This is a genomic window from Caldisericaceae bacterium, assembly GCA_036574215.1.
Classification (GTDB): Bacteria; Caldisericota; Caldisericia; order Caldisericales; family Caldisericaceae; genus Caldisericum.
The window spans coordinates 1-22,913 of sequence record JAINCR010000051.1 but is presented as its reverse complement, the minus strand read 5'-3'; the positions used below and the strand labels follow the sequence as shown (position 1 = coordinate 22,913).

The 22,913-nt window shown below is 34.7% G+C and carries 21 protein-coding genes; 2 read left to right on the top strand and 19 right to left on the bottom strand.

From position 1 onward, the window contains the following. The 19 genes from K6343_03215 to K6343_03125 all read right to left on the bottom strand — a co-directional run. Nucleotides 1-1,045 (bottom strand): NHL repeat-containing protein (locus K6343_03215; GenBank protein ID MEF3244978.1); only part of this gene is annotated, 1,045 nt, incomplete at its 3' end. A gap of 48 nt (nucleotides 1,046-1,093) precedes the next feature. Beyond that, nucleotides 1,094-4,219 (bottom strand): S8 family serine peptidase, encoded by a 3,126-nt coding sequence (locus K6343_03210; protein MEF3244977.1) that lies wholly within the window; start codon nucleotides 4,217-4,219, stop codon nucleotides 1,094-1,096. Between the two features lie 751 nt (nucleotides 4,220-4,970). Next, on the bottom strand, nucleotides 4,971-5,831 hold the full coding sequence (gene ispH, locus K6343_03205) for a 4-hydroxy-3-methylbut-2-enyl diphosphate reductase (GenBank protein MEF3244976.1): 861 nt from the start codon (nucleotides 5,829-5,831) through the stop codon (nucleotides 4,971-4,973). Further along, nucleotides 5,801-6,406, bottom strand: coding sequence for a 1-acyl-sn-glycerol-3-phosphate acyltransferase (locus tag K6343_03200; GenBank protein ID MEF3244975.1), 606 nt, complete (start codon nucleotides 6,404-6,406; stop codon nucleotides 5,801-5,803). The genes ispH and K6343_03200 overlap by 31 nt, the downstream gene beginning before the upstream one ends. Next, complete coding sequence (gene cmk, locus K6343_03195; GenBank protein MEF3244974.1) at nucleotides 6,375-7,082, bottom strand: (d)CMP kinase; 708 nt, start codon at nucleotides 7,080-7,082, stop codon at nucleotides 6,375-6,377. Before cmk ends, K6343_03200 begins: the two co-directional genes overlap by 32 nt. Continuing rightward, the gene (gene rpiB, locus K6343_03190; GenBank protein ID MEF3244973.1) at nucleotides 7,057-7,509 is read right to left on the bottom strand and encodes a ribose 5-phosphate isomerase B; all 453 of its coding nucleotides are present in this window, start codon (nucleotides 7,507-7,509) and stop codon (nucleotides 7,057-7,059) included. The genes cmk and rpiB overlap by 26 nt, the downstream gene beginning before the upstream one ends. Further along, on the bottom strand, nucleotides 7,487-9,094 hold the full coding sequence (gene murJ, locus K6343_03185; GenBank protein MEF3244972.1) for a murein biosynthesis integral membrane protein MurJ: 1,608 nt from the start codon (nucleotides 9,092-9,094) through the stop codon (nucleotides 7,487-7,489). The genes rpiB and murJ overlap by 23 nt, the downstream gene beginning before the upstream one ends. After that, complete coding sequence (locus K6343_03180) at nucleotides 9,087-10,208, bottom strand: glycosyltransferase (protein MEF3244971.1); 1,122 nt, start codon at nucleotides 10,206-10,208, stop codon at nucleotides 9,087-9,089. The genes murJ and K6343_03180 overlap by 8 nt, the downstream gene beginning before the upstream one ends. Further along, entirely contained in the window at nucleotides 10,201-11,403 is a 1,203-nt protein-coding gene (locus K6343_03175; protein MEF3244970.1) for an O-antigen ligase family protein, read from the bottom strand. The genes K6343_03180 and K6343_03175 overlap by 8 nt, the downstream gene beginning before the upstream one ends. A gap of 1 nt (nucleotide 11,404) precedes the next feature. Further along, nucleotides 11,405-11,866 carry a DUF4330 domain-containing protein gene (locus tag K6343_03170; protein MEF3244969.1) on the bottom strand — a complete coding sequence of 154 codons (462 nt, stop codon included), beginning with the start codon at nucleotides 11,864-11,866 and terminating at the stop codon, nucleotides 11,405-11,407. After that, nucleotides 11,859-12,779: a glycosyltransferase gene (locus K6343_03165; protein ID MEF3244968.1), complete on the bottom strand. Its 921-nt coding sequence runs from the start codon at nucleotides 12,777-12,779 to the stop codon at nucleotides 11,859-11,861. Before K6343_03165 ends, K6343_03170 begins: the two co-directional genes overlap by 8 nt. Further along, nucleotides 12,780-14,522, bottom strand: a complete 1,743-nt coding sequence (gene argS / locus K6343_03160) for an arginine--tRNA ligase (protein ID MEF3244967.1) — start codon at nucleotides 14,520-14,522, stop codon at nucleotides 12,780-12,782. A 1-nt stretch (nucleotide 14,523) separates the two neighbouring features. Next, a complete protein-coding gene (gcvPB, locus tag K6343_03155) occupies nucleotides 14,524-15,966 on the bottom strand; it encodes an aminomethyl-transferring glycine dehydrogenase subunit GcvPB (protein MEF3244966.1) in 1,443 nt (480 codons plus the stop codon). Nucleotides 15,967-15,970: 4 nt separating this feature from the next. Further along, a complete protein-coding gene (gcvPA, locus tag K6343_03150) occupies nucleotides 15,971-17,305 on the bottom strand; it encodes an aminomethyl-transferring glycine dehydrogenase subunit GcvPA (GenBank protein ID MEF3244965.1) in 1,335 nt (444 codons plus the stop codon). Nucleotide 17,306: 1 nt separating this feature from the next. After that, nucleotides 17,307-17,693, bottom strand: a complete 387-nt coding sequence (gene gcvH / locus K6343_03145; protein MEF3244964.1) for a glycine cleavage system protein GcvH — start codon at nucleotides 17,691-17,693, stop codon at nucleotides 17,307-17,309. A gap of 20 nt (nucleotides 17,694-17,713) precedes the next feature. Beyond that, complete coding sequence (rsmA, locus tag K6343_03140; protein MEF3244963.1) at nucleotides 17,714-18,517, bottom strand: 16S rRNA (adenine(1518)-N(6)/adenine(1519)-N(6))-dimethyltransferase RsmA; 804 nt, start codon at nucleotides 18,515-18,517, stop codon at nucleotides 17,714-17,716. Then, entirely contained in the window at nucleotides 18,487-19,470 is a 984-nt protein-coding gene (locus K6343_03135) for a ubiquitin-like domain-containing protein (GenBank protein MEF3244962.1), read from the bottom strand. Before K6343_03135 ends, rsmA begins: the two co-directional genes overlap by 31 nt. Continuing rightward, nucleotides 19,451-20,110 (bottom strand): hypothetical protein, encoded by a 660-nt coding sequence (locus K6343_03130; protein MEF3244961.1) that lies wholly within the window; start codon nucleotides 20,108-20,110, stop codon nucleotides 19,451-19,453. Before K6343_03130 ends, K6343_03135 begins: the two co-directional genes overlap by 20 nt. A 171-nt stretch (nucleotides 20,111-20,281) precedes the next feature. Beyond that, complete coding sequence (locus tag K6343_03125) at nucleotides 20,282-20,764, bottom strand: HIT domain-containing protein (protein ID MEF3244960.1); 483 nt, start codon at nucleotides 20,762-20,764, stop codon at nucleotides 20,282-20,284. An 872-nt stretch (nucleotides 20,765-21,636) separates the two neighbouring features. Here K6343_03125 and K6343_03120 point away from each other — a divergent pair. Further along, the gene (locus K6343_03120) at nucleotides 21,637-22,233 is read left to right on the top strand and encodes a hypothetical protein (GenBank protein ID MEF3244959.1); all 597 of its coding nucleotides are present in this window, start codon (nucleotides 21,637-21,639) and stop codon (nucleotides 22,231-22,233) included. A gap of 172 nt (nucleotides 22,234-22,405) precedes the next feature. Then, nucleotides 22,406-22,913: hypothetical protein (locus K6343_03115; protein ID MEF3244958.1), on the top strand; the 508-nt coding region annotated here is incomplete at its 3' end.

Here is a 22,913-nt window from a genome sequence, read left to right as displayed (position 1 = left end):
TAGAGTCAAATTTGGTTAATCTAACTCCTACAGGATAACCAAAAGGATTCCCAGGACTATAGAAATAACCTGAATCAATTACAAAAATATTGCCATCACCGTCTACTGCAAACCCTCCGGGGGTAAGAAATGTCCCATCTTGCTGAGGTATTTTTGTTGCATTGCCACCTATTTTTGAAAGGAACTTCCCTCCCGAATCAAACTTTTGGACAAATGCATGCTTTGTTTTACCAAGACCTCTATCAATAACGTAAATGTTACCTTCTTTATCAACGGATACATCAAAAGGATAAACAAACTGCCCATCTCCTGAACCCATTCCACCAAACTTCAAAAGTGTTTTCCCGCTTTTATCAATCTTAAACACAGTGCAACTTCTCATATCAACAACAAACAAGTTACCATCTTTATCTACACACATTCCACCAGGATCTTTTACTTCTGTTTGTAAAATAGATTTAAAATTCCCATTTTTATCAAATACCTGAATTCTATGGTTCAATTGGTCAGAAATATAGACATTACCCTCTTTATCAACTGCAATACCCGAAGGACCATTGAACTGTCCGTCACTTTCTCCTTCTGTTCCTGCATTCAAAATCCAATTTCCTGTCTTATCAAATTTTGCCCAGTAGTTATTAAAGAAGTCTGCAATATAGAAGTTACCATCAGTATCTACAGCAATATCTGTAGGATACTGCAACTTTCCATCACCCACACCAAGTTCACCAAAAGTTAACTTATTCTGAAGATCTTTACTTAAAATATGGACCCTTCCGTAACTTGTATCGCATACTGCAATGTCTCCATCAGGAGTAATAACCATTCCCTGCATTGGGAAAGATAAGTCGCTCTTAAAATCACTTTCGTAAGTGTTTGCGGTATGCAATGCAAATGACCCAATATAATCATCTGGCATTACACCAATTAGACCTATTTGATAAAGATGTGGCTCCTCCCCCTTTGCTAAAGGAACCACCGATAAAGAAGAAATCATAGAAACAATAACAGTAAATGTTAAAAGAATACTTATAAATTTCCTCATATTTCCTCCTTTTAAAAAACCCATCATAATCATAGCCATCAACTCTCTTTAAGGATAACTCTCACCGAAGTGGGAGGCTATGACAATAAGGTCCTTTCCATCAATAATTCCATCCATGTTAAAGTCGGCAAGAGGAATATAATTAGGGTCTTTTGGTTCAGTTCCGAATGCGGCACTAAAAACCTTTAGGTCTTCTGAATCTACTTTTTTATCTCTATTTAGATCCCAAGGGTTCTCTGCCTTGTTGACAGTAATATACGATGGGAAGAAGACGCTCGCAATATCTTTCTTATCCTCACCAACAAGCATGCTTTCCTTGAAGCCAAGTGTTGATGTTCCTGAAACTCTTCCTTTAATAGAGAAGTTGAGTAAATTACCATTCCCAGTTATCTTGTATCCTTCCTTTGCTACTATGTCAACAAATATTTCCCCGGTTAAATTATCGATTTTATAAGAAAATTTATCCAAATTTTCCTGCTTCACAATATCCCCTAATGAAACACTTTCAACTTTCAACAAATTTGCATTAAAGAATACTATGCCTTTAAAACCTACAACTTTTTCAGGGGTATCAAGTTTTACAGAGACTGTTGAAACTTCCTCCTGAGTTACGGTATCTTTTGCAACAACAATTGAAACTTTTGTCTTAGGAGCATTCTTCACCTCAAACTCTCCCTCAACCTTTGCCGCATCCTGAATCACAGGATTTTGCTGGTCGTTATTAGACTCAACAGCAGCAACTACCCATTTATATTTCCCTTCTGCAAGGAAATAGTTACCATATATATCTCTTCCATCCCAACTAAATTTATAGTGACCCAAAAATAGAAGGGATTTTGCATAAACTACTCCAAGAGTGTTATCTTTCAAATCAGTAATTCTTATTTGAATTTCATCAATTATATTTGAGCTTTCTGGTCTTTCATTAGGTTCTGCAGGAGGAATTAATGAACCCGAACCTAATGTAAACTCAAAATCAATTGAGTTATTTTGAGCATTGCCTGGCATAATCACATTGGAAGAAGCCTTTACATCGTATAATTTTTCAGGCACTTCAACATCTCCATTCCAAACAATAAAAGGCACGTGTAGCTTTTTATCACCTGAGTCAATCCAAATAATTCCTTCGTGAGGACCTTGGGAAAGTTTGCCTCCGTCTACAACAAAATTTACAGTAAACGTCTTACTCTGCCCTTTATCCACTGTAAGTTTATTATTATTAAATTTTACCTCAATACCATCGCTTCCACCTAAGGTAATTTCTGAGGAAATATTAAAAGTTAAACTCTTATCGGAGACGTTTTTAATAGTAAAGGTAAAAGGCTTTAAGTTGCTAACTTTGGTAAGTAAATCATAGGGTTGAACAATTGCAGGTGTAGTTACTGCTTCAGGTATATTAATTCTTCCTGCACCTTGCAAAGTCCAGGTAAACGTTTCTCCATTTTGGTAATTCTTAAGGATCGTTGCAGTATTCATAAAGGCTGCCTTTATATCTTCTGATTTCCAATCAGGATGTATCTGTTTAAACAAGGCAATAGCTCCTGCTACATGAGGGGCAGCCATTGAAGTGCCTTGCCAACTTGCATATTCACCATTAGGAATTGTAGAATAAATAGCAACACCAGGTGCTGAAAGTTCAGGCTTGAAATAAAAATCAGAAGCTGGTCCCATTGAGGTAAAATTTGCAACAACTCCAAGATTAGAAACTTCACTAAACCTTATTTTTAGTCCTTTGTTAATGAGATCTTTGAGTAATAATCCTTCACTTTGAGTTATGAAGATTGCAGGAATATAATCTTTTTTCTCATCACCTTCAGATACTTTAAAAGTCGGACTTACAATTCCAGGCATATTATTGTAGATAATGATACCAACAGCTCCTGCTTCTTTTGCATTGAGATCTTTGTCTCTAAAGTATAATGCATTTGGACCAATTGGTCCACGGCTTACAAGTGCAATTTTTCCTTTTACATCTATTCCTTCAAAGTCCGATGGTCTTCCATAACCACAGGCTACAACTTCAAAATCGGTATCTTTTGGAAACTTTGGAGAAAGGTCAGCATAATTGCCCAAAATAGTTTTTTGTGATTCAGGAACTTCTGGATTAGCAATAGTTATTGCTGGATGTACCCCATCATCTGAAGCAGCAACAGAGATTACTTTTCTTGCAGCAGATGGGCTTCCAAGAGGGTATGGCTTTGTTTGGCACCTTGCTCCGCTGTTTCCTGCAGAGACTGAAGAAAGAACTCCTGCATCTGCTGCATTGTCAAACGCTTTGTTTTCAGGGTCTTCAGGGTCTGATGTGCCAAGACTTCCTGAACCAAAAGATAAATTTGCAGCACTAGCGCCATCCTTTACCGCCCTTTCAATAGCTGCAATGATATTCTCTGTTGAGGCATTACCACTTTCACCTGAAACAATTTTGTAAGCAAGTATCTTTGCTTTTGGGGCAACACCTTTCACCTTACCATCTGCTGCAGCAATACCTGCAACATGAGTCCCATGGCCTTCAATATCCATTGGATCTGTATCTTTATCCCCAAAATCGTATCCACCAATTACCTTGTAATTCGGGCCAAACCCTCCACCAAGATCTGGATGTTTATAATCAACGCCAGTATCGATAATAGCAATAACCATACCTGAGCCATCTACTAGATTCCCTTTTGCATCTTTCATCTGCCACATGCTATTTGCACCAATTACAGAATTACTCACATCATCAGAAATCTGGTAGGTTTTGGAAGGAAAAATCTTTTTTACACCTTTTAATTTAGAAATTTTTTCAATATCACTGCCTCTAACCTTTAGCGCAAAGCCGTTGTAAGTAAATTGGTAACGATATCCAATTTTAGCATCTGGAGCAATTTTTTTGATCTCAGCATAAAGAGAGAGTTGTTTCTCGGTAAGTATTTTTTCATAACTCCCTGAACCCTCACTAATCTTTATTGAGAGTAGTGAAGCTTCACCTTCTTTTTTCAATTGATAAGGAATAACAGGCTCATCTTGAAGTTCAACAATAACATTAAGATAATTGGAAGAAGAAAGTTGTTCTTTGGTAAATGAGATTGAAATTTTAGATTCTTGTGCTGAAATAGGAGTAACTTTCGGAAGAAGAGAAAAAGTTAGACTAATGACCAACAAAACTCCAACAAACGCCTTCTTTAAATCCATACATTCCTCCTTTCCTTTAAGAGACTTTTGTAAAGCCTCCTTACGTAGCGTCCTCTAAATTGGGCAAGACAAAATTACACATTATTTTTGTTTATATCAAAATTAAAAATCCTGTCAAGGTAATAAATTGAGAAGTTTAATTTATTAAGAGGGAGATACCCCAAAGGCTCCTTTGAGTAATAAAAACACAAACAGAGGAGATTCTTCGGGCTTACGCCCTCAGAATGACCAAGAGAGGACAGAAGGACAAAAAGGGGCAAACAGAGGAGATTCTTCCTCGGCAAAAAGACGCCTCGTCAGAATGACCCTGCAGGGCTTTGCCTCAGGATGTTATATATGATGACACCTATTGTAGTCATCCTGAGCGCTTCTTCTTTGTCATCCTGAGGAGCGATAGCGACGAAGGATCTTAAATTTGAGGGAGACACCCCCAAGGCTCCTTTGAGTAATAAAAACACAAACAGAGGAGATTCTTCGGGCTTACGCCCTCAGAATGACCAAGAGAGGGCAGAAGGACAAAAAGGGGCAAACAGAGGAGATTCTTCCTCGGCAAAAAATGCCTCGTCAGAATGACGCCTACCAGGTCATCCTGAGTGAAACGAAGGATCTTAATTTTGAGGGGGTAAACGCAACCCCCTCAAGACTCCCCTAAGTAATGAAAAAACATAAAAGGATGAGATTCTTTACGGAGTTTACACTGAGCAAAGCGAATGTGTTAAAAATGACAAAATGTGAAATAATAGAGGGACAATTATGGCAACGACAAGTTATTTAATTTATCTATTATTTCTTTAATAATGTAAGGAGGGGTTGAGGTCCCAGAAAGAATGCCAATAGAACTGCACTTTGCTAATTCATTAAAATTTAATTCTAAAGCATCTTCTAAAAAATAAGTGTTTTTGTTAACGCTTGAAGCAATTTCAACAAGCCTGCGTGTATTTGAGGAATTTTTCCCACCTACAACAATAACACAATCAACCCTTTTTGCAATATCGTATGCCTCGTTTTGCCTCTTTACCGTTTCTGGACAAATCGTATCAAAAAATCTGAATTCAAAAGAGTGTCTTAAAAAAAATTCAGAAACTTTCATAACAAGGTCTTTTGAAATTGTGGATTGAGAGAGAAGAGCAACTTTAGGAAAAACTTCGTTTTCAAAAGTTTCTAATTCTTCCATGCTTGATGCAACCAAAAGCAATTTATCTTCTGCTATACTACTCAAAACCCTTGTCTCACGGTGGTGCTTTTCTCCTACTATGACAATTTTGTATCCGCTTTCTTTTAACATCCTAATAAGGTTTTCAGTTCTTAAAACAAAAGGGCAAGTTACATCAACAATCTTCTTAAATCTTTTCTCTAAAGCGTTTATTTCGCTTTCTGTTGCCCCATGCGCAGGAAGGACAATGATTTCATTTGAATCGTTTTCTCTTACTTCTTTTACTCCAAGAGACCTCAACCTCTCCATCTCAGTCTCGTTATGAAGTATAGCATCAAGTGTATAAACATTTCTGTAGGCTTTTGTAAGGTTTTCTACCTTTGAAACGGCGCTCTCAACTCCCGAGCAAAAACCAGTTGTGCCTAAAATTATGGTAGGTGCTCTAACTCTTCTATGCATTCTTTAATTTGCTCCATAAGATAGTTTGTTGCTTTTTCATAGTAATCTTTTTCGTTTGGATCAAATACTTCGTATGGGTAAAATGGTTTGCCTATATAAACTGCAAGTCTTGTCCTTTTTACATGGATGAATTTTCTTCCAAGGCCCACAATACCTACAGGAACAATTGGCACCTTTGCAACTGTTGCAATGTATATTGCTCCTCTCTTCCCTTTTAGAAGTTCTCCTGTTCTTGAACGAGTGCCTTCTGGAAATAGAAGAAGAGGTCCCTTTTTTAGTGCTTCAATTGCATTTTCTATAGAAGTTTTACTCACGGCACCCCTATCTACAGGAAGCCCTCCAAGTGATTCTAAAATTAAAGAGGTGAGTTTATTGTCAAAAAGCTCTTTTTTTGCAAAGGAATACATCTTCTTTGGAAGTATAGCCCCTATAAGAGGTATATCAAGCCAATGTGTATGATTAGGAGAAATAATAAAGTTTGTAGAAATATTTAGATTCTCATACCCAAAAACCTTTAAGTTATAGAAGATTTTAAAATAAATCTTAGATATTATTTTTAGAATGTTGTAAAGCATACTCTTTACTCTTTATAAATGTCAGAATTAGTTCTATTACTTCTTCTACGGTTTTATTCGTTGTATCTATTACATACGCATCTTTTGGAACTATTAGCGGCGCAATAGACCTACCTGAATCAATCATATCCCTCAATTTTAAATTCTCATAAACTTTTGAAAAAGTAGTCTCAACACCGTTTGCTAAAAGTTCTTTAAACCTTCTTGAGGCTCTTTCCTCTAATGTTGCCGTAAGAAATATTTTTAAAAAAGCATCCTTTAAAACTACACTTCCTATATCACGCCCCACCATAACCACATTTTTGTTGGACGCTATGTTTCTAAGTATGTTTGTTATACTTTCTCTAACAAAACCATCTTCTGAAACAGGGGACACAAGTGCATCAACTGATTGTTGTCTTAGTAAATCAAGCGGAAAATAAGATCCATCTACAAGGAGTTTGCCATCTTTAAAATCTATACTAATTCCATTAAGAGCTTCTTTATACTTATCTTTACTGAGTTTTGATATACTAAGTAAAGGGGCCTTATTTAATTCAATAACCCTGTAGGTTGCAAATCTATAGAACAAACCAGAGTCAATAAATTCGTAATTTAATTTTTTTGCAAGGATTTTCCCAATAGTTGTCTTGCCAGAAGAAGCAACTCCATCAATTGCAATGTGTCGAACTTTCATAATCGGAAATTTTATCAACCCTTCTTTTGTGCCTTCCACCTTGGAATGTTGAACTTAAAAAAGTTTTTACAATTTCTTTTGCAACTTCTTCACCTACAACCCTTCCACCCATACAGAGGATGTTTGCATCGTTATGTTCTCTTGAAAAACGGGCGGTAAATAAGTCATTACAGAGTGCAGCTCTAATGCCTTTTACCTTGTTTGCAGAGATACTCATCCCGATACCTGTGCCACAGATAAGAATACCAAATGGATATTCCCCACTACTCACTAAACTTGCCACTTTAAATGCGTAATCTGGGTAATCTACACTTTCTTCTGTAAATGTGCCAACATCTTCTACTTCAAAACCTTCTGTAAGTAAAAAATTTTTAACTATTTCTTTTAATCTAAAACCCGCATGGTCACTTCCAATTGCAATTTTCATTTTTTCCTCCTAAAGAGTCTTTTACATTCGATAAAAAGTTGAGAGTATAATTAAAAGCAATTTTAAACATCTCGCCTTTTAAAAGTAAGCCAATTACTACATAGATTATAAAAAGAATTGCACCAAAACCAATACTAATAAAAAATACTTTTAAGGCATGCTCTTTTAAGGGTATAAAAAAGTTCATAAAATACGCTAAGATACCAATAACTAAACCAGATAATAGGCCTTTACCTGTCTCTTTAGCAAGGTAATTAATAAAATGCCTTTCGAAATAGTTTTTACCTTTCCCGTAGAGTATGTACTGAACTAAACTCACATAAGTTACCAGTGTTGTTGCAAGAGCAATACCGGGAGCTCCCATGAACTTTGCAAAGACTATATCAAGGACCAAATTCAAAAAAACACTAACCAAACTAATACGCATGGGTGTTTTTGTATCCTTAAAAGAGAAAAAAGCCCTTCTAAATAAATCTGCAAGTGAAATCCCCAAAAGACCCAACGAATACATGGAAACATTTGCTTGAGTTAAAAGTGCAGATTGTTCATTAAAAGCCCCTCTTTGAAAAATTACCCTTACAATCGCAGGTGCCCACACAACAAAGAAAACTGTAAAGGGTATATTTACAAAAACCAAGACAAAAAATGCTTTTTTAAATAGGTGCATGTAACTTTTACTATTGTTTGATATTGCATGTTGTGAAAGTGTTGGGTATACAGCAGCATTAATTGAAAGAGTAATAAGAGAGTAAGGAATAAGAAACACAGTTTGTGCATAAGAAAGCGAAGCAATCGCTCCATATGGAAGATAAGATGCAACAGTTTTATCGATGATCTGGTAAAGAACGCTTAACCCTGAAACAACTACTGCAGGTAGCATAAGATTTGTAAACTCTTTTATTAAGGGCCACTCAATGTTGTTTAAATTGTATATTCTAAAGAACTTCCACCTAAAGAACAGAAAAGAAAAAAGCATGAGAAAGTAAACAAAACCAAAGAAGTCCTGCCCTAAAACTCTACTGTATATGCCAATTGAAGGTGTAAGTAAAACAATGGTAATAGGTATAACAATATTTGCAATGAGGCCTGTTAATGCAGGATACAAAAATTGCTTTTCTGCTTGAAAAACACCCGTAAGGAAACCTGCCATGACATTCAAATACCCAAAAATCGCAAGGACTTTCACAAAGTTAGATGCGTAAGATAACCTTAAGGAAGTAAAACCTGAAGCAACTATCTTTACAAAAAATGGACTAAAGAGAATCAAAAGAAGCGTTAATAACATTAAAACAATACTATAAATGAAGAATATCTGGTTTACAAGGATTTTTTCTTTTTTTTCTTCCTTTTTTTCTCCGTAAAGCCTTATGATAATTGTCTGTGCACCAGTTGCAAACAGCCCAAGGAGCATATTAGGGATGATTAATGCAACTTCAAAAGCGTCCATCTGAGGGGATGTGCCAAAGTATTTTGCAGTAAGCATATCCCTTACATAACCAACGATTTTGCTTAAGAAGGCAATAACAGAGGATATAATTGCTGCTTCTTTAATTGTCTGCTTTCTAAGTATTCTTTTTTTATCCATGATTATTTAGAAGTTTTCCTAAAATTTCGCTCAACTGGTTAAATCTATTTTCCCAAGAAAATTGTTTTGCAAATTCGGTTCTTTTGATTCTTTTTTCTAAAGAATCCTCCTCTATTGCAATTTTTAGTTTTTCCATGAAATCTTCTTTTGTGCTTCCCACATAAATGTATGGGTTTTCTATATTTCCAATAGGGGTAGAGACAACAGGAACCCCAGAAGCAAGGTATTCGTAGGCTTTTAGAGGGTCAACCTTCTTTGTAAGGTCGTTTACTTTAAAAGGAATGATGGAAGCAGCCGATTCCCAAAGGATTGGTGCAAATGCTTTTTGAGAAAGTTTTCCTAAAAACTTTATGTTGCTATTTTCTTTAAGGAGTTTATTTAAAGAAAGTGGACCAAAACCAATCAGTAAAAATTCGTATTCTTTTAAGTTTTGTGCTAAAAATTCTAAAAGTTCTAAATCAAACCACTCCGATAGTGCACCTACATAAACAATTTGCTTTTTTATTTTTAAACTTATGGCATTCTCAAGCCATGAGGAAAACAACTTGTAATCAACACCATTTGGTATCACGTAGGGGATTTTTCCAAACTTAACAATTTTCTCTTTAAGTGCTTTACTTCCTGTTACAATCACAGCATCTGAAAGTGCAACAGTTTTCTTTTCTAACTCGTTAACGTAATCAGGGTTAATAAGGCCTGGGAAGTTTGCATGGTCGTCAACGCAATCGTAAATTATTAAGCTTTTAAAATTACTCAGTATATCTGGAAAAAACGGCATATAGTTAAATACAGCAGCAGGCTTAAAAGAAATCTTTTCAAGGGCAGTATTAATATGCTTATAAAATATTTTTTGGTCTACTGCATTTAAAGGTCTGTATTTTTTAAAAAAGGGCAAAATAGGAAAACTCCTTAACACATAAAAATTATCGTTTAACTTTTCCAAACTACCAGGATTTGCAAACTTTGACTTTTTAAGATACGCAAGGTATGTATGGGGAGATTCTACATACACCACTCTAAAACCAGAGTGAGATAGAAATTTTGAAAATCTTGTTTTTCTTGATGGAAAACTATCAAACCTATTCGATGAAATAAAAAGTATATCTTTACTCATCAATCACCTCGGATAAGGCAGAGATAATCCAAAAATTTGATGTTAAACCCCATACGTTGAAAAGATTTTCAACAAACATATGCACTAAAATTGCAAAAAGAGAAGCACCTAAAAATAGGTAAATAAACTTTTTTCTATTAAGGAATTTAACAAAATAATTTACAAAACCATAAAACACCCAAAAAAGAAAAGAAACAATACCCAAAAAGCCTGTTTCTGCAAAGACGTTAATGTAAACGCTATCCATTGAGGTATAAGAAAAATAACCATATTTTTGTGCTGCAGATCCACCAAAAGTGCCAAGCCCTGTTCCAAAAAGTGGGTGTTCAAAACCATTGCTAACTCCGTATTTCCATCTAAAAAGCCTTCCACCTGCCTCAAGGCTTTTTTGAATATAACTTGGATCAATAAGAGAAAGCACTCTTAACCTCAATAGAGGCACAGAGGACAAAATAATCCCCAAAAGTAAGATAAGCCCAATACCTACAATTGGCGAAACTACTACAAAAGCTAAAAAAAGAGACGAAAAGCCACCAATCCAACCACCTCTTGAAAATGTAAGAAACAACCCAAAAACAATCCCCAAAGTAAGGACGCTATAGAATGCTTTTTTAAGATTGTTTTTCTTCTCCAAGATTAAATAGACAGCTACCGGCAAACCAATTTCAAGGTATCCTGCAAGCACATTGGGACTATTAACAACAGAAAACGCCCTTGTGTAGATACTGCTTCTCTCAAGTTCTTTATCTACCCACATTGCAGGAGTTGGCACTTTTACTATGTATTGGTAAATGCCATGAAAACCTAAAAATGCTGTTGAAATCACCAATGCTTTTAAGTAAAATTCTACTTCACTTTTTGTAGGATGAATAAGATATATACCAATGAACACAATAAAAGGCTCTAAAAACAGCCTTAACTGGTGCTGAAATGCAAGAAAAAGGTAGTTATTAAAAACAAAACTAAAGATCGCAACAGTTGCAAAAAGTATGCTAAATAAAACAGTTGGTAGATTTAACAGTTCTTTTAAACGTCTATAACCAAGAAGAATGGAAAAAAAGAAAAAAGTAAAAATTAACAGATCATCCCATACACTTCCTAACTTTGGGACTTTTTTTAACATATAATTTACCCAAGGGTAGAATGCAAAAACAAATAAAAATATCCTTCTTAGGTAAGAATTTATCTTATCCATATTACTTAACTTCTTTTACAGTAACAACAGTCACCCAGAATTTCCAGTTATTCCCGTAAAGAGCAAGGTGTGCCCCTGCCATAATGAGGTCTTTTCCATAAGAGTATGCCCAGGCGAATTTTTTATCAACTGATTTTGCAACTATATAAACATCTTTTAGTTTTGAGGTATTTTCCACATAGAGGCGATTCTGATCATAGTAAACATATTTTGCTTCGCTTGGAACAACTTTTACATCAGTTACAGTAAAACACTTTTTACCTTGAGAATCATAAATTGTATCGCCAATGTGGACCATTTCTGCAGTTTCAGGCAATATTGCCTCTGCAAGGAAGGTTGCCTCTATATAATTACCTTGCGCAAGAATCTCCTTATTTTTAGGGTTAAGTATCTTGTAAAGCCCCAAAATCACTGCGATTACAAAAACAACCAAAATAACCATAACCAATGTCTTTTTAAACATTGTTCACCTCCAAATTTCCTTTTATACCATCAACTACTCCATTTAAAAAATTTTTAAGAAAAACTCCTCTATTATCGTAAAATAACAAAATCGAAATTAATCTTTTAAAGAAAAACACAGGTAAAAATACAAAATAAAAGTTTAAAGTCTTTAAAAACTTTTTTTGAATGTATACGTTATTTCTTGTGCCAAGATACATCCTAAAAGGACGTCCTGAAAGAATATTAAACGTCCTTCCAAAAATTTTAACGTGTTTTCTAAATTCAACAGGGTGGTAAATTTTACTTTTGGTAATTGCAAATCCTCTATAACCCTTACTCCTACACCTTAAAACAAATTCCGTATCATCATACCAACCCCACAATTTCCCATTAAAAGTGCCAACATCTTGTAAAACTTCTTTTGGAATAAAAAGCCCGTTCATTGGAGCAATATCGTATTCAAAGTATTCTTCATTAAACAAGGCATCTTTTATTTTTGAAGTAAGCCCTGTATTTGGATTGTATTTAAGAAAATTATACATAGGCTTTTTAAAATCAAGGTCAGTATATGCAACAGAACTTAAAAAAATCTTTTTATTTTTTGATTTTAGTCTTTCATAGTATTCTAATAGTGTTGAAAGTGCTTCTTTTGAGACAATACTATCATCATCGAGCATCCAAATAGCTTCATACCCTTCTTGAAGTGCAAACCTCTGTCCTGCTTCTGCTCCTCCTGCAGGGCCAAGATTTTCCTCAAGTTTTAAATAAAAAATATCCTTATGGTTGTTTTTAATAAAATCTTCGGTTGAATCTGTGGAACCATTATCCACAACAAGGATATCAGGGACAAAAAAACTACTTTTTAAACTTTCAAGACTTTTTTTCAGTAAGTCAGCTCTATTGAACGTAATAACAATTGCAAGAACTTTCATTTACATTCTTTCCTTTTTCTCTATACCCATTAGATCAAAGATGAAAGAAAGTGCAACAACTGAAACCTGCACGATAAGATAACGTTTTGTTTGCTTCAATTTGTCTTCCTCTTTTAAAACAGGGTAGTTTTGGTAAAAGTGGTTGATATCTTCTGCAAGATCAAGTGCGTAATTGGAGATTCTGTGTATTGAATAGTCAACACTAATATCATCAAGAATTGAGTTAAGATAAAATATTTTGTTTAGGATCCCTCTTTCAACTTCATTAAAAGATAAATTAGTAAAAACATTTTCAATATCCTCAAAAACTGTGCCCCTTCTTTTTGCTTCTTCAATGATGTTATGGAGTCTTGCGTAAGTATATTGGAGATAATACACAGGATTTTCAACAGATTGTTTCTTTGCAAGGTTAATATCAAAGTTTAAGTGTGTATCTCCACTCTTTGTGAGGAAAAAGAAACGGGCTGCATCTTTCTTAACTTCATTTATGAGTTCCGATAGAGTATAAAATTTTCCTGTATGTTTAGACATCATCACCTCAACACCATCTTCAAAAAGGTGAACTACCTGATAGAGAACAACATCAAGAAAATCAGGATCAATATTAGAAGCCTTTAAAAGTGCTTTCATTGTAGCAACATGCCCAAAGTGGTCTTGTCCCCAAACATCTATCGCCTTTGAATAGCCTCTATTGAACTTATCTATGTGGTAGGCAATATCCGTAAGTGTATAGGTAGGCTCACCTGTTGAACGCACCAATACTCTATCCTTATCGTCATTGAACAGTGTAGCCTTAAAATAGTATGCACCATCTTTTTTGTAAATATAACCTCTATTAAAAAGGTTTAAAAAGACTTTTGCGAGTTTTTCATTGAGTTTTAACGTGGAATCAACTTCAACATCAACTCCCTCATAAAGGGAAGATTCAAAAAATATGTTATCAAAAGAAACCCCAAACCTCTCAAGTGTTTTTAAGATACTTTCTATCTTAAAAGGTGCGGATTGTTTTAATATTTCAATATCTTCTGTCTCTTCTTTCACTTTGCCAAAAAGTAAAAAAACACCGATATTTTTAAAGGCTTCAATTGCCAAATCATGATCGTAGTTTAAAAACTTATCTTTAAAAACATCGTAAATTTTATCTGCAATATCTTTAATGTATTCACCTTTATAGGCCTCCTCGCTTAAACTTTTCTCAATACCAAATCTCTTTAGGTAAAAATAGAGAACTGATTCAGCAAAAAGGTCCATTTTACTGCCAGCATCATTCACATAGTATTCTCTTTCTACATGGTATCCCCTTGTCTCTAACACCCTTGCAATTGTGTCTCCTATGATTCCACCACGTCCATTTCCCACATGGAGTGGTCCTGTTGGATTTGCAGAGACAAATTCTACCTGGATACTTTTACCATTATTATCTAAGATAAAATAGTTTTCTTTCTTTTCAAGTAGGCTCTTAACGAATTCTAAATAAAACTTACTACTTACCTTAATGTTTATATAACCATTAACATTTGAGATACTCTCAATAAGGTCTAGTTTTATGCAATTTATAATGTCATCTGCAACGAGTTTTGGTGACTTTTTAAAAACTTTTGCAAGTTTAAAAGCAATGTTAATGGTAAAATCACCAAAGCTTTCCTTTGTAAGTAAAACTTTTACACTTTCACTTACTTCCAAAATTTGAAGGCACTCTCTGAGTGCCTTCTTTATTAAACCTTCAAAGTTATAGATATCCATTTTATTCCTTGTATGTTAAGTTAGGCTCCTTGGTTGCTTTTACTTCATCGGGCCTACTTATGTATGTATTATGCGGTGCTTCTTTTAATAATTCACTTGAAGTTTTTGCTTCCTCTGAAATTTTTATCATTGCCTCAATAAAGACATCGAGTGTCTCTTTACTTTCAGATTCGGTTGGTTCAACCATAATGGTTTCTTCTGCATAAGGTTCAAAGTGCGGGAAATAGATTGTAGGTGGATGAAAACCGTAGTCCATAAGCCTTTTTGCTATATCAAGTGTTTTTACTCCATATTCTTTATAATCTCTTCCTGTAAGGACACATTCATGCATACAGAACCTATCGTAGGCAGGCCTGTAATACTTTTTTAATTTTTTGAGGATATAGTTTGCATTAATAATTGATGCTTTTGAAACTTCTTTTAAACCCTCTGCCCCCATGGTAAGTATCCAGGCATAGGCTTTTACAAGCACGGCAAAATTACCAAAGAAAGCTCTAACCTTACCGATTGTTTTTATAGGTCTTTCAAAACCAAAATAATCTTTGCATTTACATACAAGTGGGTAGGGTAAAAAATCAACAAGGTGTTTTTTAACTCCAACTGCACCTACTCCAGGACCACCTGAACCGTGCGGTGTTGAAAAAGTCTTATGCAAATTCAAATGCACTATATCAAAACCAGCTTCCGCTGGACGCACAATCCCTAAAAGCGCATTCAAATTTGCTCCATCGTAGTAGAGTAAACCACCCTTGTTGTGGATAACTTCGGCAATCTTCTTAATATCTCTTTCAAATAAGCCTGCCGTATTTGGATTTGTAAGCATCAAGCCTGCGGTATCTTCGTCCATCTTTTGGGCAAGGTCGTTTAGGTCTACATTACCAAATTCGTTTGATTTTACTTCTACTACTTGAAAACCTGCCATAGCAGAAGATGCTGGGTTTGTTCCGTGTGCTGAATCTGGAATTAACATCTTGTGCCTTGGTTTGCCTGTATCTAAAAAATACTTTCTCATGATAAGGGTGCCGACAAGTTCACCATGGGCACCTGCAGAAGGAAGCAAAGTAAACCTATCCATACCTGTTATCTCTTTAAGAGACTCTTCCAGTTCATACATAACCTCAAGACTACCCTGAATAAATTCAAGGGGAGATAATGGGTGAGCGTTTACAAAGTTATCAAAACTTGCAATTACTTCGTTAACTTTTGGATTGTATTTCATTGTGCAAGAACCAAGAGGATAAAAGCCATCATCAACGCCATAGTTTAACTTAGAGAGTTTTGTAAAGTGCCTTACAACATCTACTTCTGAAACCTCTGGTAGTTCTTTTGGTTTAGTATCTAAGGCATAATCTGGAATAAAATCGGAAATACTCCCTTCAAACTCATCCTTTGAAAGAGAATAACCAATTCTTCCTTCAACGCTTTTTTCGTATATGAGTTTCATATGCTCACCTTCCAAGGACATCAATAATTTTATTAAGGTCTTCCTTACTAAATACCTCTGTTACAGCAAATAGATAGGAATTAACCATCCCGTCAAAGTAGTTTGATAGTTTAAGAGGTGGAAGAACATTAATCGATAGAAGCCGTTCTTTTATTGTTTCTTCGTTAAGTGTAGTATCCAAAACGAATTCATTAAAGAAAGGATAATTCTTTCCATTGAATTTACCTGTCTTTATGAGTCCATCTCTAAGGTAGTGGGACGCTTTTATATTGTATTCTGCAAGTTTAAACAAACCAGTTTTCCCAAATAGAGAGATGTAGGCATTAACAGCGTAAAGATTTAGATTGTGGCTTGTGCAAAGGTTTGAGGTAGCTTTTTCTCTTTTAATATCTTGTTCTCTTGCTCTAAGAGTCATAACAAAACATCTTTTGCCATTTCTATCAACAGTTTGCCCTACAATTCGCCCTGGAAGTTGCCTTACAAAAGTCATGTTAGTTGCAATAAAACCGTTGTAAGGACCTCCAAAATTAAGATCAATACCAAAAGATTGTGCTTCACCTGAAAGAATATCTACTCCAACTGTTTTTGGTTGCTTAAAGACTGCAAGACTAAGGCTTTCGGTAACAACACCAAGTAAAAGTGCGTTATGCTTGTGAGTTAAATCTGCAACACTCTTAAGATCTTCTATACCACCAAAAAAGTTGGGATTTTGCACGATAACAACTGCAGTTTCATCATCTAACATTTTATCCAACTGATCTAAATCAATTAAATAATCTTTATTTGTAATGATTTTAACTTCAGGTTTGTGTGGTTCGGTATAAGTTTTGATTGTGTCTATATACTCAGGATGTAGAAGTGATGAAATAAGGATTTTATTCTTATGCGTAAGTCTCAATGCCATAAGAGTAGCTTCAGCAGTTGCAGATGCACCATCATAGATTGATGGCACAACAGCATCAAAACCCGTAAGTCTTGAAAAATGAGTTTGAACTTCAAACATCGTCTGAAGTGTGCCTTGAGAAAGTTCTGGTTGGTAAGGAGTATAGGCAGTATAAAATTCTTCCCTTGAAAGAATTGTTTTAATAACCTGTGGCACGTAATGTTTATAACTTCCGCAACCCAATAACGGTTTAAATTTTGATACATCCTTATTTTTTGCTTCAATCTGCTTAAAGTATTCAAAAAGTTCTAACTCAGAAAGAGAGCCTTTGATGTTAAGGTTATCTTTTAACCTCAAATCGGAAGGAATGTCTTGGATAAGTTCCTCAAAGGAGGATACGCCAATTTCTCTTAGCATATCCTCAAATTGTTTATCAGTATTTGGGATATACCTCATACTATTCCTTTCTGTATTCTTCGTAATCCTTTGCGCTCATGAGGTTGTTTAGCTCGTCTTTATTTTCCATCTTCATCTTAAAGAGCCATCCTTCACCAAATGGGTCCTTGTTAAGAATAGATGGGTCCGAAACAACGCTTTTATTAACTTCAATAATCTCACCTGAAACAGGCGCATAGATATCTGATGCTGCTTTAACAGATTCAACTGTAATAACAGAGTCTTCCACTTTCACCTTTTTATTAAGAGCGGCCTCTTCAACATAAACAACATCGCCCAACTTGTCTTGTGCGTAATCAGTGATGCCAACTGTTGCAACATCACCTTCTACCTTAACCCATTCGTCATTTTTTGAGTAGTAAAGACCTTCTAAAACTTTGTAAGCCATCTTAACCTCCTATGTTTAATTTACTCACAAAATTTTATCATATTTTCGTATATTTTAAAATAAGTTTCCTCAGTTATATCTTCAGGTCTTGCAAGGACATTGATATCTAATTCACTAAAAATAGATGAAAAATCACCCTTATAAAACTTCTTCAAGTTAGACAGCAACTTTTTTCTTTTAGAAAAGAAAGCTCTATGGATAAAAACAAGAAAATCTTCTAAGTTTGAATCGTATTCTCTTATTCTTCTTAATTCAACAAGAGTTGAGTAAACATTAGGTCTGGGAAAAAAGAAACTCGGAGGAAACCTTTTAATAAAAGTAGTTTGAAAGAAAAAGTGTGTTAAAACTGTGATTGAACTGTATTCTTTTGTGTTAGGTTTTGCGATAATTCTTTGAGCAAACTCATCTTGTAGAAGTAATACCGCTCTTACAATTTTACTTTTTGCAATCTTTATGATGAGGTCTGAAGAAATGTAGTAAGGAATATTTCCGAAGAGTTCTTGAACATTAAACTCATCGTAATTGACATTTAATGCATCATCAATGATAAACTGCACATTTGGGAGGGATAAATCCTTATAAAACTCTAAAAAACTTTTATCTTTCTCTATAGCAAACACAAAGTTTGCCTTTTTTGCAACTTCCTTTGTAAGGAAAGCAAACCCAGGACCTACTTCAATATAGTTTTCCTTAGGACCTGAACAAACTGCATTTGCAATAAAGTTAATTGCAGAAGATGCAACAAGAAAATTTTGCCCTAAGTTCTTTTTAACATTAAAACCGTATTTTTCGATTAATATTTTAAGTTGCTGGGAAATTTCCATTTACCATTCAAAATGTAAATTTTTACTCTTCTTACTCCCCATTTCTTTGCCTCGTATGGATTATAGAAGAAAACATCTATTTTATTACCTTTAATTGCTCCCCCTGTATCTCCTGCAACTGCATAACCGTAATTTTCTACATAAAGAAGTGTGCCTAAAGGGATTACAGATGGGTCAACGGCTACGATACCATACCGACTTCTCAAGCCAGAAGCAGTAATCCAAGGATTGGAATCAGTCTCCCAAACTGTAGGCGAGTATGCGGTTGCTACAACCGTCATTGCCTTTACATACTCTTTAGGAGGTTTTGCACTCCCTACAACGTAGATTTTTTTAATAGGCATTTTTGTAATTACCGATTTTTCAAAAACCTCTTTTATTTTATCTCCTCCAAAATAGATTTCCTTGTAATAGTTTGTTTTTATGCCAGACACACCATTTTGCTTTAAATACGTAACACCTTTTGCAACCATAGAGTCTTTTACGTAAATAGTTTCATAAGGCATTTTCTCTTTTACAAGTTTTGTTTTTTCCACATAACGCTTAATAACAATTTTATTCGTGTCTAATTCAGCATACTCAGGTATATTTATGTAGTCTTTTTCGTTAAGAGTTATTCCAATTTCTTTTAAAAAATCTCCCACATAGAGTTTTGTTGTGTAATAATTTTTTGTTGTTTTGTCAAGTGTAACCTCTATGGGGCGAGAACGAATAATTTTAATCGTCCCAGAGTCGAGGGTTGTGTCTAAACTTGGCTCCACTACATCTTCACTTCTTAAAGAAAGTTGCGCACGCTCTATTACAGAAGATACAGGAACTTCTTTAAAAGTAAGTATTTGATAACTTAAACCACTTCCCGTATCTTCTACTGTATATACATGCCCAAAAGAGATGATTACAGTAAAGATAATGAATATAGTAATAATTATTGCCTTAGTTATTTTTTCTGCCATTGGACATCTTCCTCATTAACTTTTCGATATTTTCTAATCTTTCTTCTATATTCCTAAAACTCCTCATGATTTCTCCAAAAACATCAACATCAAAATCTTTAAAAGAGGCTGTGCGCTCAATATCTTCCAAATCATAATCATCAAGGGCATTAATCTGTGAAATGAGGTAGAGTTTATCTTTTGTTTTTGTTTCTTTTGGAGAAATATCACCCTTTATTTTCTTTAAAAAAATCGTAGGGAAGAAATAGTATACTCCTTGACTTTCCACTTCAAGACGCGTTAATTCACAGAAATTGATAAGAGAATAAGGCGATATCTGATAAAGGTCTTTTGTGCCCAACGCAATCAAAATTGAAAGTTTTTTGTGGTTGGGGTTAGGCCTATTAACAAATTCAATAACTGCCTTTTTGCCAATTTTCACGCCCTCATCCCAGAGAATCTGCTTTGCGATTTCTGGAAATGTGCTTCTAAAAGTTTTGTCAACATCCTCAACAAAAAATAAAAGAAACTTGGAATACTTAGTTTCAATAATACTTGCGTTTTTTTCTACATTTTCAGTTTCAACTACAGTCTCTCCAAAATATTTTTTTATTACGCTTTTTGCTAAATTTAATGCACCACCTAAAGTTTTAATTCTCATTTTCTCACCTTCTTGAATTCTTTAGTTTAACATATTTTACCCAAATAACCAAGTGCTGCGAAAAGCCTTGACAAAATTTGCTTTTTAATACCTATAGACTTTTTTATTGACAAAAATATCTCCTCAGAAGAAATTCTATGTGCTTTAACTAACAACAATAGGGATATTAAGTTATCTATTGAGTGCTTCTTTAATTTTCCTGTAGGTATCTTCGATTGTTTCTGGGATTACACGAGTTTCTCCAACAACACTCATGAAGTTTGTATCACCAAACCAACGAGGAACTATATGAAAATGTAGATGCTCCTCACCAGCGCCAGCAGCATTTCCGATATTTACCCCTATGTTAAACCCTTGTGGTTTATAAATGGAATCTAAAATTTGGACCATTTTTCCTAAGAAAAACATTATTTCTTTTTGTTCATCTTCTGTAAGTTCATAGGGGAACTTTATATGTCTTTTAGGACAAACCATCACATGACCTGCATTATAAGGATACCTATTAAGAATTACAAATGCATGCTCTCCTCTTAAAACAACGAGGTTTTTCACATCATCGTTGCCGTTTGCAGCAACACAAATGAAGCACTCTCTATCTTGCTTTTTTGCATTTTGAATGTAAGTTTTTCGCCAAGGCGCAAACAAATTTTTCATATCAAATTATACACAAAAGAAAAAATTTTTCGTCTGCTTTATGCGTCATTAAAGCATGTAAAAGAAATTTATATAAACAAAGTCTAAAAATTTCTTTAAACTTATGGAACTTTTTTGGAAGTTTGACTATCTAATATATGAGGAAAATGATTTTGGATTTTTACTTATAGCAAAAATGCATTTTAAAGCAAAACACCGCATGCAGTCATCCTTCGCTCTTCTCCTTGACGAAGTCAAGCGGAGCGGTAGCGACGAAGGATCTTTAATTTGAGAGGGTAAACACCATCCCCTCAAGACTCCCCCTGAAGACATGAACGGCTGAGATTCTTCCTCGGCAAACAGCGCCTCGTCAGAATGACGACCAACAGTCATCCTGAGCGTAAGCGTTGGATCTAATATTTGAGGGGAAAACGTATCCCTCTCAAGACTCCTCCTCTCTCTGTCATCCTGCGCTCTTCTCCTTGACGAAGTCAAGCGGAGCGATAGCGACGAAGGATCTCATCTTTTTTGGGAGTATCGAGAGGATAAACGCCATCCCCTCGAATTTGAGATTCTTCCTCGCTCACTTCGTTTGCTCGTCAGAATGACAGGAAGAAGAAACTAAAAATTCTCCTTAAAAGGTATTGACAAGAGAGAGAGAGAGAGTATAATGTAGTAGAAAGGAGATGGTGTAATATGAGAGTAAAATGATATGCGGTAAGTATTAAAAAGAGAAGTTGATAGCCGGAGTTTAAAAAGTTGATGAAAGAGTTTTTAGGATCTAACAAATGAGAAATTGAAATTTTGGTAAGTTGTTTGAAAGTATGAAATGTGAAAATAAGGAAGTTTATGTTAATTACATAAAAGTAAAAATTTACGGGAGGATGTAAAAAATGTTTGCTCATAAAAAATTAATAGTCACAATAATATTAGTTTCGTTACTTACTACGATTTTTCCAAGTCAACATTCGTATAAATTACCAAATGTAAAAGCGGCAACTGTTGTAAATCATTGGACATTTTCAGATTCTTCTGTTCACTTATCTTACGATATAACAGAGTATCAGGATGCTTCGTTTGTAATAAAAGAATATTATTGGGGCTCTCTATCAAGAACAATCACAGGACATGCCTATATTGACATAGTTAATGGAAAAAAATGGGCAAAAGCAGTAGTAGATAGCAACACAACAGCCTATTGGGATGCAGTTAGAAGAGCAGATAACTTACATAAGCTTAATGATTTTGCACAGTTTGTAGATATTCTTCTTTTTATTACTACTCCCATTGGGGTAATAACTGCTTTGGATTATATAAAATACGGTTTGGGTATTATGAGTGCAGCAGAAGAGTTTTTTAAGAAAAATTCAGAACTTGCAAGTGATTTAACCAAAACTATTTATGAAATGTCTTGTGCTTCGAATGCTGCCTGGAACCTTGTTAATAATCCTCATGTAATAGTCCCTTCTTGGAATGAGCCAGAAGTATAATAAGAAACTTACGGCTAATGCTAAAAAAGCGGCTATAGAATAGTAGCGTTGGTGTTATAATCGTATAGAGGTTTAGAGGGTAGAAGACATATTAAGGGGCTTTATACCCTCTAAAGGCGTTGAGAAAATTTTGTTTTTGGAATATCTTGATAAATGAAAATAGGAGAAAAAAATGGATGAAAATAAACCAATCTTAGAGCTTACAAAAAAGGTAGCAATTACTAATTGGTTTGCATGGTATTTCCTTTTAGAGTTCGGACTACTTTACAATTACCGAAACGCAAGTATACCTAATCTATTACTTTATTTCTTACCTTTTATAGTCTCCTTCGCTTCTCTCTTCCCTCTTTTGTATAAAAAATACATTTATAAAGAATCAATCCTAAACACTGTATCAAAGAAAGTGCTTATTGCCTTCATGACTTGTAGCATAGTTGGAGGACTTTTACCAATTATACCAGTAATTATTTTAGGTATAATTCATTTACTAACTGATACATCCTTACACATTGTTAATATCCTCTTCTACATTGGCGTTGCACTACTTCTTTTATCCATATTATCTCAGATTTACTACTTTTCAAGAATGAAAATTACTTACTTTCTTATTCTTCTTTTGGGAGTTTTTGTTCTTGAATATATCATTCTCTCTTACTATCCCATTTGGACGGCAAATGGAG